At 34.7% G+C, this 15,629-nt stretch carries 12 protein-coding genes; 6 read left to right on the top strand and 6 right to left on the bottom strand.

Annotated elements, in window-relative coordinates:
• The first annotated feature begins 30 nt into the window (after positions 1-30).
• Complete coding sequence (locus IEV57_RS17650; protein WP_188444365.1) at positions 31-1,068, top strand: type II toxin-antitoxin system HipA family toxin; 1,038 nt, start codon at positions 31-33, stop codon at positions 1,066-1,068.
• A 487-nt stretch (positions 1,069-1,555) separates the two neighbouring features.
• Positions 1,556-2,134: a YdeI/OmpD-associated family protein gene (locus IEV57_RS17655; protein WP_188444366.1), complete on the top strand. Its 579-nt coding sequence runs from the start codon at positions 1,556-1,558 to the stop codon at positions 2,132-2,134.
• Between the two features lie 318 nt (positions 2,135-2,452).
• On the opposite strand, the gene IEV57_RS17660 is transcribed toward IEV57_RS17655, so the two are convergent.
• The 5 genes from IEV57_RS17660 to IEV57_RS17680 all read right to left on the bottom strand — a co-directional run bounded on the left by IEV57_RS17660 (position 2,453) and on the right by IEV57_RS17680 (position 10,991).
• Positions 2,453-2,953, bottom strand: a complete 501-nt coding sequence (locus IEV57_RS17660; RefSeq protein ID WP_188444367.1) for a helix-turn-helix domain-containing protein — start codon at positions 2,951-2,953, stop codon at positions 2,453-2,455.
• A gap of 373 nt (positions 2,954-3,326) precedes the next feature.
• The gene (locus IEV57_RS17665) at positions 3,327-4,352 is read right to left on the bottom strand and encodes a PorP/SprF family type IX secretion system membrane protein (RefSeq protein ID WP_188444368.1); all 1,026 of its coding nucleotides are present in this window, start codon (positions 4,350-4,352) and stop codon (positions 3,327-3,329) included.
• A complete protein-coding gene (locus IEV57_RS17670; protein WP_188444369.1) occupies positions 4,349-9,277 on the bottom strand; it encodes a PKD domain-containing protein in 4,929 nt (1,642 codons plus the stop codon). The genes IEV57_RS17665 and IEV57_RS17670 overlap by 4 nt, the downstream gene beginning before the upstream one ends.
• 442 nt (positions 9,278-9,719) lie before the next feature.
• The gene (locus IEV57_RS17675; RefSeq protein WP_188444370.1) at positions 9,720-9,968 is read right to left on the bottom strand and encodes a hypothetical protein; all 249 of its coding nucleotides are present in this window, start codon (positions 9,966-9,968) and stop codon (positions 9,720-9,722) included.
• 111 nt (positions 9,969-10,079) lie between these two features.
• The gene (locus tag IEV57_RS17680; protein WP_188444371.1) at positions 10,080-10,991 is read right to left on the bottom strand and encodes a hypothetical protein; all 912 of its coding nucleotides are present in this window, start codon (positions 10,989-10,991) and stop codon (positions 10,080-10,082) included.
• 156 nt (positions 10,992-11,147) lie between these two features.
• On the opposite strand from IEV57_RS17680, the gene IEV57_RS17685 reads away from it, so the two are divergent.
• From IEV57_RS17685 to IEV57_RS17700, 4 genes are all read left to right on the top strand, one after another.
• Entirely contained in the window at positions 11,148-11,489 is a 342-nt protein-coding gene (locus IEV57_RS17685) for a hypothetical protein (protein ID WP_188444372.1), read from the top strand.
• A gap of 559 nt (positions 11,490-12,048) precedes the next feature.
• Positions 12,049-12,846 (top strand): DUF4846 domain-containing protein, encoded by a 798-nt coding sequence (locus tag IEV57_RS17690; RefSeq protein WP_188444373.1) that lies wholly within the window; start codon positions 12,049-12,051, stop codon positions 12,844-12,846.
• A gap of 379 nt (positions 12,847-13,225) precedes the next feature.
• A complete protein-coding gene (locus tag IEV57_RS17695; RefSeq protein ID WP_188444374.1) occupies positions 13,226-14,422 on the top strand; it encodes a reverse transcriptase family protein in 1,197 nt (398 codons plus the stop codon).
• A 3-nt stretch (positions 14,423-14,425) separates the two neighbouring features.
• On the top strand, positions 14,426-15,022 hold the full coding sequence (locus IEV57_RS17700; protein ID WP_188444375.1) for a hypothetical protein: 597 nt from the start codon (positions 14,426-14,428) through the stop codon (positions 15,020-15,022).
• Between the two features lie 143 nt (positions 15,023-15,165).
• On the opposite strand, the gene IEV57_RS17705 is transcribed toward IEV57_RS17700, so the two are convergent.
• Positions 15,166-15,629: zincin-like metallopeptidase domain-containing protein (locus IEV57_RS17705; RefSeq protein ID WP_262891056.1), on the bottom strand; the 464-nt coding region annotated here is incomplete at its 5' end.

The raw sequence follows: 15,629 nt of genomic DNA on the forward strand, positions 1-15,629 counted from the left end.
CGCAGTTAGAATTATTAAACTAGAAGATTAATGAGTTTTCCAAAAATTAAATATTGTCCAGGGACATTATCTGAAGGTTTTGATACGTATAGCAGAACTGCTCTGAATAGAGTTTTTCAAGGCAAGAAAGTACATCATGTTTTACCGTATGATTCTCCAGCATCCAACCCAGACACCGATCAGCTGTTTGAAGAGAATAGAAAACGCATGTCGATATCAGGTGTACAAGAAAAATTTTCTGTATTGCTTGACAAAAACAAGCTAAGGCTTGCAAATGAAGATGAACATGGTACCTATATTCTGAAACCAATTCCGGGTGCTGGTAAAAAGCCAGATCAAATGCCTGCTAATGAACATTTAACTATGCAAATTGCAAGACAGGTTTATGGAATAGAGACCGCAGAAAATGCTCTAATATTTTTTAAAGATGGTACACCTGCCTACATTACCAAAAGATTTGACGTAAAAGAAGTTGGCTCCCTACCTAATGGGCAAGCACAAAAATTAGCTCAGGATGACTTTGCTTCCCTAGCGAAAAGAACCCCACAAACCCATGGAGAAAATTATAAGTATCTGGGGAATTATTTAGACTTATTTGAATTAATGCGCAACTATTTAACAACTTACAAGATAGATGCACCAAAACTTTTGAAAATACTTGTCTTTAATTATCTCTTTTCAAATGGAGATGCACACTTTAAAAATTTCTCTATACTAGAAACCCCTTTTGGAGATTATCGACTAAGTCCAGCTTATGACTTGCTTAATAGCCGTATTCACATAGATGATAAAGACTATGCATTAGACGATGGTCTGCTGCCTAGAAATCTAGCCCAAGGCAATATCGCGATACAATTTGCCAAATTAGCGGAGAAAGCAGAAATCAATGAAAAAACTTTTCAAGATATTATGACATTGATGATTTCAAAATCGGATTTAGTCGAAAAAATGGTCGCTGCTTCCTTTTTAAATGATACCACTAAAAGAAATTATTTCCAGTCATATCAAGGCCGTTTAAATCAATTGAATAAAAAAGAAATGATTATCCGCAATGACACAAGTATGTGAATATTTCACTTATAATTATGCGGATAGTCGGCAGTCGACGGTCAACGGTCGACAGTAGATTGAAATGAACTTCATACTCTTTTATCAATGGCTACTGATGTAAAAGCGGATATACATAAAAAATAAAATGATTATCCGCAATGACACTGGTATGTGAATATTTCACTTATAATTATGCGGATAGTCGGCAGTCGACGGTCAACGGTCAACAAAAATAAAAGATTTTCCGCAATGACACCAGTATGTGATTTTATTACAAATAATCTTTTAGCTAATTGTAAACCAGTTGCCAAAGTCACGATAGCTAGAGGTTCGTAATACATCTAAATACAGGATTTCGGCTATTTTTAAATGATTACTGATGAAAAAGCTTATACACTTAAGAGTAAATTAAATACTGAAACAAAATTTCGAATGGAGTTAAACAGCGCTGCCTTTAAGGATGTTTGATAACTGGTAAGTTAGAAAAATTGAAATAATTCCCTGAATGATTGAAACAGAAAATTTTGCTAAAGTAGAAGTAAAATCCAGTCAGGAATTGAGAGCCTGGTTGGAAAATCACCATTCACAAGAGGAAAGTGTTTGGTTGGTTACTTATAAGAAAGTTGAACAAGATAAATACCTCTCTACCTCTGCTGTATTAGATGAATTAATTTGCTTTGGGTGGATAGATGGTATCCGAAGAAAATTAGATGATATCAAAACAATGCAGTTGATCTCACCTCGTAAAGTAACACATTGGGCAAAGACTTATAAAGATCGTGCAAGTAAGTTAATTAAGGAAGGAAAAATGCATCAAGCTGGATTTCAATCTATAGCACTTTCTAAGCAGACTGGCTTATGGGATTTTATGGAGGATGTTGACAATTTGGTCATTCCAGAAGACCTGCAAAAAGCATTGAAGAAATATGAAGGAGCCTCTGAGTTTTTTTATAACATAAATGATTCCAGTAAAAGGTTTGTATTGAGGTATATTAAACTTGCAAAAACTGAGAAAACTAGAATATCAAGAATTGAACAAATTGCAGAGCTGTCGGCAAAAAGAGAAAAACTGAAAGGGAGTTAGTACTTGTTATAATTGGAACGACCCGTTACAAAGCCACTTTTGACAGATTGTATGATATTCCAAAGAATGCTGCCCCCCGCTCTAGACATATTGACCTCTCTAAAATAGTATTTGTTCCGTAATGACCCTAAATGAAAAAACCCTAACATGCTGTTTTACAGTTTATTAGGGTTTTGTTTTGCAGAGGAGGAGGGATTCGAAGGTATTAACCTAAATAAATTGAATATCAATTAGTTCAACTGTTTTTTTAAGATTTTTAAAAAATTATGTACACACTGACATTTGTACTACCAATTTTTATGATGTCGCAGATGTCTTTTAACTTTTTTTAACAGAATCTAATAATATAAAAAGTCTCTGCTTGTCTGATTTCAAATCCTTTACTTCAGCTTTCAACTCAGAAATATAATCATCTTGAATTTTCAAAGCGGAACCCATACTATCAATAATAGATAAAATTGCAGGAGTTGGAATTTCACCTGATTGAATTAATGATGTTAAATTTTTAAAATTATTAATAACCCTTTCTATAGAAAAACTATCAAAAGATTCATCTTTGATTTTTGTTAAATCAAATGATATCATTTCTACGATCATATCACCTGTTCCTCTTAATAGCCAATTTGGATTTAAGTCTGGAAAATGCTCAAAAACTTTATTCCTGATCGTTGTAGAAATATCAATTACACCTTTCTCTATTTTACTTAAGTTAGGTTGAGAACAGCCAAGTAATTTAGCCATTTCCTGTTGGGAAATATTTTTAGCCTTTCTGAAAGCCCCCAATCTTAAGCCCTCATGGAATTCTCCTAATGCAGCCATGGGTATAGAATTAAATGAATTTATAATATGGTTTAAGAAATTTCTCTTGTTACAAAGGTATAATTAAGAATTATAAAAATTACTTTTCCTTATAAATTTAGGCACTTAAAATATTTCCTCTGAAGAAATTAAACGATCATTTTTTTGCTCCCCATTTATAAATAAAGTAACCAACAGAAATAAAAAAGATTTGAGCAAACAAAAATCCCAAAATATATCCAATACTCCGAGTACCAATAAAACTAAGATCTTGTTTTAGCAGATTAACTAATGCAGCTAAACCAAAGAAGATCATCCAAATGATCCCGAAAATTTTTGCGAATTTTTTCATAACTCTTAAACCAATTATATATTTTTTTTAATCTTCTTTTTATTACATCATGAAATCAAAGCATTTCAATATTCGACTTCTTTGATTACGGTCTCGAGGGTCTCCCATGAAAAACTGATATCTCAAGGAAATTTCATGTGCACCTTTTGTTTGGACACCAATATTGGAAATCATAAAGTCATAACTATACCCAATAACCATCCCTGTTTCAAGTTTAACCCCTATCATTAATATGATTGAATCTTGATTAGGCATTCCCCTTAATCCTGGAATACCACGATAACTTAAGCCTGTAATCAGTGATTGATAGAGCAACTGAGTCCCTACATCAATTTGCTTGAAAGGCCCTTGTTGCTTATAATTAGCCATAATTGAGGCTGAATTATCGAACTTAGAACCAAAATAGGAATTGGCTCCTAACGGAAAATTATACCCTCCATGAACACTCCATTTAATAGGTAAGAATCCAAAATCATTATCTGGAAAAAAGGTTAGCCCTGGTTCATTAACATGATGAAATGAAGATCCTAACCACAAATACTCGCTTGTAAACAATCCACCAAAAGAAATATCTAAATAGTTGTAAGGCTCAAATTCAGGTATTTGATCAATACTTGTAGCATTAATACTGCGAGAGAACAAATCAATTTGATCACCAAAAATAATATTATCCAAAGCAGCGCTTCTTCTTACAAATGCTGCCTGTGTTCCCATTCTGAAATTCATAGTCTCCGATAGCTTCAAATTATAGGAATAAAAGAAGGAAACATCGGAGGTGACTATTTTGAAATTTGTTTCTTGGAAGCTATTTACTGCAACTCCAAACCCACTTCTCAGGTCAAAACTATAGTGATCAAAATAAGCTGAATAAGAATTGAAATCATGTGTAAGACCTGGCCACTGCTTTCGATAATTGAGACCTACACGTGACAGTTCTGTACTTCCAGTCAAAGCTGGATTCAAATATAAAGGGGCTGCATAAAACTGAGAATAGTGAAAATCCTGTGAATGCACCAACCCTCCCGAAAGGAAAATAATAAAACAGAAAAGCAGATTTTTTATTCTCATCTCAGTAAAAGAAATAGGTTGGTCTCTGTTTGGGTTCTACCATCCAAAGTTTTGAATTTTAACTTATAAACATAATTCCCGGGTGTCCCTATGATGTTATTTACTTTCCCATCCCAACCTAATGATTCCAAATCATCAGTATAAAATACTGTCTCTCCCCATTTATTTAAAACCCAGAATTCTAATGAAGCTATATTAATGAAGCGAGGGAAGAAATAATCATTGACACCATCCCCATTTGGAGTAAAGGCATTAGGCGTGACCAAAAAGTAATCAAACACACTGATCTTCTTGGTAACTGAAAGACTACATCCGAAAATATCTGTTACTGTTAAAGTGATTTCATAATCTCCTTCAGCCGAATACTTGTGAACAGGATTTTCTTCAAAGGATTGACTCCCATCTCCAAAATCCCAATGATAGGCTACAATTTTGCCAAAAGATCTATTCCAAAACTGAATTTCGAAGTTTACCAAATAAGAATTGTATTGATCAAACATGACCGATTCAATATCTGCATTAGGAATGACCTCCTTATCATCAACTTCAAAAGATTGTGTCGTACTGCACCCATTTCCATCGACCACAGTGACTTGATAGAAACCAGGCTGATCTGTTGTCATGGTTCGTTGATCCCCTGAGACATCCCCACCAGACCATAATATTGTATAAGGAGCTATTCCTCCAGAAACATTAACCCTGATTTCATCAGTAATAGACCTTGGTTCACATTGAATATTTGTGCTTTGAAAAAGTGTAAGTACAAGTCTTGCAGGTCTTTTAATTTCAAAAACCTGATAAATTGAACAACCTCGAGAATCAATAATCTCAACAGCATATTGACCTGATGTTACTCCACTTAATATTTCATCTGTTGAGCCATTACTCCACTTAATTGAATATGGTGCAGTACCTCCTTTAATCCCTAATCTTATTTCCCCACTCGAAGTATTATCACAATCCAAAGCATCTGTTACTTGAGGTTCTATTTCAAGTAATGAAGGTTCGACAATATTGAATTCACTCCTGATTTCACAATCTGTTTCATCATTTATCCTTACACCATAAGTTCCCGATGATAAGTTGAAGCGCTCACCTAATTCGCTTCCATCATCCCAACGAATAGCATAAGCCCCTACCCCACCTTGTAAATTAAGTTTGATAAATCCATCTTTCTGTCCAAAACAGGATATTTGACTGACATCAGGTTCTATTTTGAAAAGAGGTGCATCTTCAATTGTAATAGTTTGTGAACGAATACAACCACTCTGATCTGAAACGGTAAGCGTATAATTTCCCGGACCTAAATTATCGAACGAACTTTGGGAGGAGCCGAAAGTCCATTGAATATTATAAGGTGCGAGTCCGCCACTAACATTAAGACTTAATGATCCATCATTAGCTCCAAAACAGCTGATATCTGTTTTTGTAAAATTTATGATTAATGCTTCTTCAGGTTCTGTAATTGTTATCTCCTGGGTATTAAAAACACAACCATTCACGTCTTTTACTGTAGCTTGATAAACTCCAGCAGTTATTTGAGAGATAGTTGCTCCCGATCTTGGATAATCGATACCATCCTTTTTCCATTGTACAACATAACCTGAAACATCTACGCCGCCAGTAATATTAAGTGCAATCTCACCACTTTCATCACCTGCACACAGAACATCCATCGTTGAATTCAAGCTTACTACTAAAGGCGGTGGTTCTTCGATCCTATATGATCGAGTCTGAGTACATCCAAACTCATCCTGAATTATAACGATGTAATTACCAGGGGATAAATTATCAATCGATTCTGTACTTGCACTAAATCCATTAGGTCCAGTCCAATTAAATTCATAATTACCACTTCCACCAGAAACACTTAGTGCGATATTACCATCATTCGCCCCAAAGCAACTAATTTCATAACCATTAAAATCAGATATAGAAGACTGGACTTGTACATCTGGATTGACGGTGATGGTATAGATTTTTGGTATACCTGTACAACTCCCTCCAGAAGTAGTGTTAACCAAAACTTCAAATCGGATCTCTATGGGTATATTAGTGGGATTCAACAAAACCATAGACGGTATTTCTGATTCTGTTCCCGCGGCAATTAACCCTTGTATTTGTGGACTTGCAGTCCAAGAGAATGTAGCTCCTGAAACATCTGAACTTAGCACTATTGCATTGGAAGTGCTTCCTGTACAAAGCTCTTGATTTGACTCTGAAAAATTAATAGAAGGGGAAGGAGATACTTTTACAGACAATTCAAAAGGTTCTCCCAAGCAATCTCTCAATTTTGGAGTAATGGTATAAATTACTTCTTGCAATTCATTGCTACTGTTCGTTAACTGCTGGTTGATAGTTGTTGTAGCATTTGCATTTGATGAGGCTCCCTGCACTTCACTTGGAGAGGTTACTTCCCACGTAAAGGTTGTTCCTTGAATATAGCCCGTTGGTTGGAAACTGATATTATCGCCACTACAAATCTCTCTTGCTTCATTTTGGTAGGAAGGAACAGGGTTTACTCGAATAATATAGACAGCAGGAACTACCGCGCAATTACCCTGAGAAGCCCCAGTGATTTCGGCAGTAAATACAACATCAATTGGTGTATTTCCCTGATTAACCAAATTTTGAGAAGGAATATTGGACAACCCACTTTCTATAACACCTAAAACACCATTAGCCTGTGCTGTCCAATTAATATTTTCACCAGAAGGGTTAGAAGTGATATTAATTGGAAGCGTTGCTTCTCCAGAACAAATCTCTTGATTTGGTTGATCAAAAGAAATGGTAGGAGCTGGCGTTACAGTAATAAGTACCTGATTCGTTTCTTGACATCCTGTAATAACATCTCTAACAGTAGCTGTATAAATTGTAGTCATATTTGGTTTAACCGAAGGACTAAGAGATGTTGGATTTGTGATTGGTGAAATTGGATTAGCTGTCCATCTAATAGCGTAGTTACCACTTCCGCCAATTATTGAAGCATTCAATTGAATTTCTTCTCCATTACATATTTCTTGATCAGTTCCCACGTCAACAGTTGGGGGCTCAGCTATTGTGAAAATTCTCTCTGTTACAGTTGAGCCACAAGCTGTAGTCACTTCCAGCGTAATTTTCTTTTCTCCTGGTGTATTAAACTCCACGATTCCAGGTATCTGCTCTGATGAAGTTGCTGGTATTCCACCTTCAAAAGTCCAAAGAAAGGTAGGTGTGCTGTCATCACAAGTCCTAAAAGTTGCAGTGGGACTAATGGAAGATGTCCCACAAGAATTGGGTACGTTTTGAATCGTCACAATTGGAGGTGCTGATACAATTACCTTTCTTGATTGTCTAAATACTCCACAACTGGTTCTTATTGAAAGCTGAATATTATATTCTCCTGGGTTTAAAAATTCAAACTCAGGGTTTACTGAAGAATTATTTGTTCCATTGATAAATTTCCAGTCGGCCACTGTCCCACAATTGCCCCTGTTATACGATACTGACCATGCAAAGACTCCATCATCTTCTCCGCAAGTACCAAGAATGTTAGAAGTATTAGTCACTTTAACTTCACCAGATTCACAAAGCTCTTCTGTACTTAAATCAAATGTTGGATTAGGAGTTGGAATAACACATATCGTTTCAGTTTCTTCTTTTATCCCACATCGGTTGCCTGTGATTAATTTGATCGTATAGGTTCCTGGTTCAGTAAATCGTGGTGTTAAATTTTCGGTGCCAGAAACCCAAGAATTTGGTGAATTTGGATTAGGTCTACTTCCAAGCGAAGTTCCTCCTTGTAATGTCCATCCCGAGGCTGGTTCTATTTCCCAAACAAAACGTTTATTTCCACTACAATCACCATTATTACCTACCTCTACATTGAAATCTGTAACATTTTTGATTTGAATATTTTCATTAACACAAACAATGTCTTTAGGTGCTTCTATTACTGGAATTGGAGGTTCAGAAACATAAATTGGGACTACAGATGCTTGAGATACAGCACATGGATTCGTAGCTACAATTTTAACAGAAAATGAATTCTGAAATCCATCAGAGCTTGTTCCACAAGAAGTGTTTGTGAATGTGTGTGAAACAGATGCTGGCGGAGGATGTGGAAATTCCTGAGGTGTAGAACCATCCGAAAAAGTCACCGTATAAACAGTCCCATCTGGATTGTTTTCTGTTCCTGAAATTGGGAAAGTAAGCTCCTCACCCACACAAACGTTCGTATTTCCTGGATTCCCTAAACCAACTGCGGGATTTGACCCAATAAAAACACCATATTGCCTGGATACTTTACAGCCATTAGCAGGAGTAACAGTATAAGTAATCCGGTAAATACCTACTGAATAAGTATGATCTAACTTATCCCAAGAAGCTCCTGTAAATGGTGTACTACCATCTCCCCAATCAATTTCATATTGAGTGTTATTCTCCGTTGGCCCTGCTGCATTGTAAAAGGTAAAAGCCGAAGGTTCATTTTCACAAATGATATAGTATTGTAATCCATCAAATGTTGTTTGTCCTTGATCACTTGAAACCAGCAAAGATGGTATTTCTATGATTGTAACTTCTTTTGAAACAGTTACATCATTCCCCTCATCATCTGTGACTGTAAGACTTACATTGAAAGTTCTTGTACCTCCTCCAGTAGCTGTCAAGAATGTATGGGAGGGATTTCGTTGAGTTGAAGTAATCCCATCTCCGAAATTCCATAGATAGGTCAAAGCCGTTCCTGTTGATCGATTTGTAAACTGTATAGTTTGATCAGCACATACATTATTTGGAGTAAATTCAAAGTCAGCAACTGGGTTGTCTTCGATCAAAATCTTATTAGGACTATTTCCCAAAAAATTAATAAACCAACTTGATTTGGCAATTGAAAAGCTCGAAAGCATTCCTATAAAAAAAAGAGATATGATAAAAACCTTTTTCATATCCCTGCACGAGTTGAGATTGATCTAAACTTAACATTTAATCTTTTGCTCCTGAATAAAGATGGTTCAGCACTTAAAAGAGTGAGTATTTGAATTAAAAATGACACAGAAAAACAGTTAAATAATTAGAAATCAATAGGTATCAAGCAATGAGATTTGTATTTAAAAATCAAAACCTGAAAAATTAGAACTGAAAAGTATGTGTTTCAAGTCATATATGCAAAAAATAAGTAGTTGACTTAGGTAATACTGACACATAATGTCATAAAAAAATTACTTCAAATTGTATTGAAGCTAAAAATGGGGAAGCATTTCAGAATTTTTTTGTCATGTTGTCTCCTGATTTTTTTAATCAAAAATGATAGAGTGAATTATTCTACGGGATATAAGCCTCGTCAATCAGGAACTTGAAAGTTTAGATTGTTCCCAAACTTGGATATAATTACAGTTTGCTCTCAGGTAAGATCATCAACCCTTCAATTTCCATATCACGAAGCTTCATTCCAGCTTGGATAAATTCATCTGCCTGAATATGTTTCTTGAACTCGTAGATAAGTTTAAGTAACAGCTTTGCCTTATGAATTCTATCACCTGGAAAAGGGTTTAAATTAGCCTCTAAGATCTTTTTGAGCTTGATTTCAATCTGCTCCTCTCTCCTTTCCAATTCAGCTAAAATCTCAAAAACATCCATTGTTTATAATATTAACATTTACAGGTCAATAATATAGACACAGTAATTTAATAAGACAAACGAAAAATAAATTTTAAACCATGACCAAAGATTTGCCTTACACTCATAATCCTACAACTTATTAATATTGTAGCGATCAATCTTTATTCTCTCCTCCAAAACAGCTTCATGAAAATCACCAAATGGACTAAAGGATTCATCAATAGCCTTCACCGTTGGATCATACCAATCTGCTTTGGCTTTTGCCCATTTAGCGCATTCTTGAATATTTTGAAACCCTTCTATGACAGCATTTGAATTAGCTTCTACTTGACTTATGTAGGCTCTAATAGCCTGAGCCTTCTCCCACCTTAAACTTTGATTAAGCAGCAATTTGAAATTATTGAATTCAGTTTGTTTTATTGCATTTCTCTCTTCAATGATGGCTTCTTTCTTTTTAAGCTCACGCCAATGCTCTTCTCTTTTTAACCTTTCTGCATGCTCTTTCTTCCCATTATATTCCAGACTTCCAATAACTCTTCCAAGTTTTTCTTCAAGCTTAGAGTATGATGTATCACCCCATTGTTTATTGACATATCTTCCCATCTCCACATATTGAAAATAGAGTTCTCCACTAAGCTCTTGATCCCTGTAACCATAAGTGTTTTCATCCTTTTCTAAGAACCGACTTTTTTCCCACAGCCTGATTTGAATTTTCTCTTCGGAGATGAGTAAAAATGTATTCCCACCGCTATTTATAATCTTCAATCCTCTTTTCTCAACTACCTTGATAAAAGTATCAAGTATCAATTTAGCTCTTTCGAGACTTTTATTTCCTACAGCAAAATCAAAGGTTTCACCTCGATTAATTATCTTATCCCTATTGATCTTAAACCTACTTGGATCATCCTCTTTGAGATTCATCTCAATCACCATAGGATGTGGCTTTGAGAGTTTTGTAGGAACCTTAAGGTTCAATGATTGATCTGTCTCTACAGCTAATACAGCTGCTTCTAATTCTGGGTATCGAGAAGGCTTGTTCATGATTATAGATAATAAGAGGTAAAATATCTAATTACAATATATTATTCTTTTTTTATTGTTTTTTAATACTTTAAATTCTTTACTTGGAAAAAAGAAGTGCTACATTCACGTTATAGGAGCACGAAATTCACAACTTAAATTTAAAAAAACAGAACCATGGAAAGGACCTATTACGATCAAAAAATTAAAGATGAAGCTGTCAGAAGATTTTTTGCTGGTGAGCCATCACCAAAGATTGCTGAGGATATGAATATCCCAAGTGCTGACCTTATTAGAAAGTGGGTTCAGTTGAAAAGAAAGGAATTAAATCTACCTCCCAATTACAGAGAATCAACCTATGTGGAAAAAGGAGATGAAGTAATTAGATTAAGATCAGTGATAGCGAGATTAGAAGTTGAAAGAGATACTGTTCTTAAAACACTTACCCTTGTAACAACTGGAGAGATTGATGGCTGGGACACATTGAAAACGCACTTCATAGACCTAAGAAATAATTAAACGTCCTTGCTAAAGGAAAAAGGTTCATTTTAGATAATGTGTTTCATATTAGACAATTTGAATGAAACCCTCAACCTGAAAAAATCAAAAAAAAGTAACACCTATCCAGAGCAATGTAAAATACATTTGTTACGCCATATTTCATAGTTAATAATATGAATCTTGACTTCTTTTTAGTAATATTCAAAGTTGCCGAGATCAGATTTGATGGGATAAAAGTGATCTATGTCTTGAAGGATACAGGTTAAACACAAGACAATACTCTTGAGAAAGTACCCTATTGCCACTTAGGGATCATATATTGATTTAACTAAGTGGCGTTTTTTTTACTTAACTATCATCAGACGAAAATCATATCTCTTGTACTAAAAATTTTTAAGCTGATTATCTTTAGGTTAGGCAAATTATAATTGAAAGAGAATTAAGAGCGTATTGAAATAGTTTACTTTAGTTTATATTTCTAATGATTACCAAACTCATTATCATATAAACATTTGACGCAGCTATCTTAATGCTTATAAGCAAATCACTTTCCAATTTGATACTAACCTTATGTTTGATGATGATTCTGTCATGTACAGGTACAGAACCTAATTTAAACGAGTCTAATATTCTTGAAAATCAGGGCAAAACTGTATATGAAAGATTTCCTGCACCTAAAGGCTTTCAGAAGCAAATGAACCCAATTGGTTCTTGGCCAGCTTTCCTTCAAGGTTATCCATTACTCAGTAGTGGATCACCTTTGCTTGATTATAAAGGAAACCCAATCTCTGATCAAAAAAGTCATGTGGCAGTATTAAATATTGATGTAGGGAAGAAAGACCTGCAGCAATGTGCTGATGCAATTATTCGATTAAGGGCTGAATACCTTTGGCAAACAGACAAAAAGGATCAGATAGATTTCAAATTTACATCAGGTCATTCTTACAGTTGGCAGTCTTATGCTAATGGTACTCGTCCTGAGGTTAAGGGCAATAAAGTAACATTTAGTAATGTCACAACTCCAGATCAATCTTACGATGCATTTAGAAGATACCTTGACATTGTGTTCATGTATGCAGGAACAATTTCATTACATCGCGATATGAAGGCTGTAGAACGCAAAAGCGAGTATCAGATTGGAGATGCTTTGGTTCACCCCGGAAGCCCTGGTCATGCAGTTGTAATTGTAGATAAAGCCAAGAACTTAAAAGGCGAAGTGATCTATTTACTCGCTCAAGGATACACACCAGCTCAATCTATTCATATTGTAAAGAGCGGCCATTCTGGTATCAGCCCATGGTTTAGAATCCCAACTTCAGGCACTGTATGGCATAAAAGATTTTATTTAAGTAAGGTTGGAGTAAGGAGGTTTTAACAAAAGAAATTTTTCTCCTCAAAATCAATCGATTAGTTTTTCAAACCAGAAAGTTATATTAACAATAGAAAATTAAAGCAATTAATTCATTAGGTTTGCTTGATAAAATGATAATAAAATTTGGAAGTACAGACACAAACTATTGAAATTTTGCATGCTGGTTTTCAAATGCAAGAAAACAATGATCGGCATGTTCCTGTCCACTTTATGATCAAAAGTAACAGGGCAATATTTTCTATAAATTAACTTATGGAGCAAAATTATATCACTAAGGTATATTTTTCCTCCTACCCCCCAGTTGATCCTTTGTATTCATCGGCTGAAACTGGTTTATCACACATACTATTAGAATAGTCCTGTACTTCCATTTTTATAGATCATGGATAAATTTAGAGAAGAGTTTAACCCAGAAATACATCCAATTCAGAAAATCAAGGGGAAATCTGATTTCGTCAGGCTAATAAACTATTTGAGATTAACAAATATTTCAGGAAATATTAAACCAATTCCACTTAAACACTTTACTTTTTATGCCAACCATTTGTTATCTCCTAACCGATTTGAGTCCTTTGAGATAGTAAAAAAGAATGGAGGTAATAGAACTATCCATGCACCAAAACGGGGTCTTAAATCTATCTTAACTGGTCTTAATCTTTTCTTTAAACAGCATTATAAAACCCATCCAAATGTAACTGGATTTGCTGAGGGAAAATCAATAGTTGATAATGCTAAACCTCATATTGGTAAAAAGTATGTCTTAAATATAGATTTGAAAGATTTTTTTCACGCCTTCGAAAGAAAGCATGTTAAGTGGGCAATGATGAATGCACCATTTTTCATCAAGGAGGAAAAAGAACCATTGGCATTTTTTATTGCCTCACTTTGCACCCATCCTATAGAAATCAATGGTGAAACAAAGTTCATATTACCTCAAGGAAGCCCTTGTTCTCCTATACTAACAAACCTGCTATGTAGAAGACTTGACAAACAATTAAAAAATTTGGCACAGGAATATCAAGCAAAATACACACGATATGCCGACGATATAACCTTTTCTTCTAACCATCATAAAATTTCAGAAAAGGACTTTTATAATAAATTAGAATACGTTATTTCAAATCATAATCATCAAATCAATACAAAAAAGGTTCGCTTACAAAAAGAAGGCTACAAACAAGAGGTCACCGGCATAATAGTTAATGAGAAACCTAATTTACCCAAAAGGTATATCAAACAACTCCGTATGTGGCTTGCCTATTGGGAAAAGTACGGTTATTTGAAAGCAGATAAACTCTTCAAGAATGATTATTTGAAAGAACGAGGACATCGAATAGAAGGGACTCCACACCTGCTCAGCGTTATGGATGGTAAATTGCAATTTCTAAAAATGGTAAAAGGTGATAAGGATCCCACTTATAAAAAGCTTGAATCGAGATTTCACAAGTTAAATGGCGATAAAAAATTAACACAAGCACATTTAGAACTCATGAAAATAAATCCCTTCAAACCAAGTTTGAAAAACCAACAAAGTCTTGAGGAAGTGTTAATAAAGTTAGCTCGAAAAAAAATTTTATAATTCATGAAAATAGGCACATTAGAAGACTTAAAAGGATTCGTCAGAGCTTATATTGTTCTGAATATTAATGATTCAGAAACTGAATTTCTCAGACACTCGACCTACGATGCTTTCTATGAAAAATCAGGTGAAGTATTTTATTCTGATATGGGAAGATTGGTGTTTTCCACTTTAAAAAAAATATCAGCCGATGCTATAAATGATACGAAATATCCTTTTGAGAAAGCAGAATTATTGTTGAGGTTGTACTATTTAGGCTGCACAAATTTACATGATAGAGGATATGATTCACACCCCCTCAATGAGTTTTGTGATGAACATACGGCCTATCTCAAAAAATGGCAATCAGCCACATTAGACAATATTTACAAAGAGGAAGAAACAATAAAACTACTTCACCCATTTATAAGGGATAAAATTGAAAGACCACAACTAAGCGAGCGATTGAAATATAATCAAGAGATTTTTTTTGGATTTTATGAATTCATTCAAACAAAAAATCCAATTTACTCTGAACAATATAGAAGTGGGAATGTAAAACTTTCAATGTCTAATAGTCAATTTCTAATAGATCATTATAATATAAGAATTCCACTTTAACCAATCAGAGTTGATTAAATAAAACCATTGACAAATATATTTGAAGCAGAATGAATCATCTGCATTGGTTTTATGTCCATAAGTTTCAAAAATGTAATGATTAACTATATATTCTTTTGTTAGATCTAAAAATCGTTCTGATTTTAGTACCCATCAACTTGTAATCCCTCTATCATTTTCTCACTCAAATACCTTGGCTCCTGCTTTTTCAGCTCATAGGGATATACACCTGTTTTATCAAAAAGCCAATAAATGGCATATTTGGCAAGATCCATGGCTATATAAAAGTAGGAGAAATCATTCTCCAATACTTTCAACCAGTTGTTCAGATATTTAGCATGGTCCTCTCTTGGGTAAACTTTCCTCCCCAAATGTGTGGCAAGCAATGCCCCGCCCAATTCTGCAACTAATTCCTCAAATGCATATTTAGAACTCCCAAAAACATTCCCCAAATCTCTTTTACATCTGGAGTGATGCCCTGTCCAATGAATCAACTCGTGCAACTGGATATTCCGGACAATACTGACCCCTGTTCTGGACATATTGACCCCTCTAAAAATGGGTTTGGTTCTATAATCTGTTAGACTGACAATTTTACATTTTTTTT

Source organism: Belliella aquatica, from assembly GCF_014637795.1.
GTDB lineage: Bacteria > Bacteroidota > Bacteroidia > Cytophagales > Cyclobacteriaceae > Belliella > Belliella aquatica.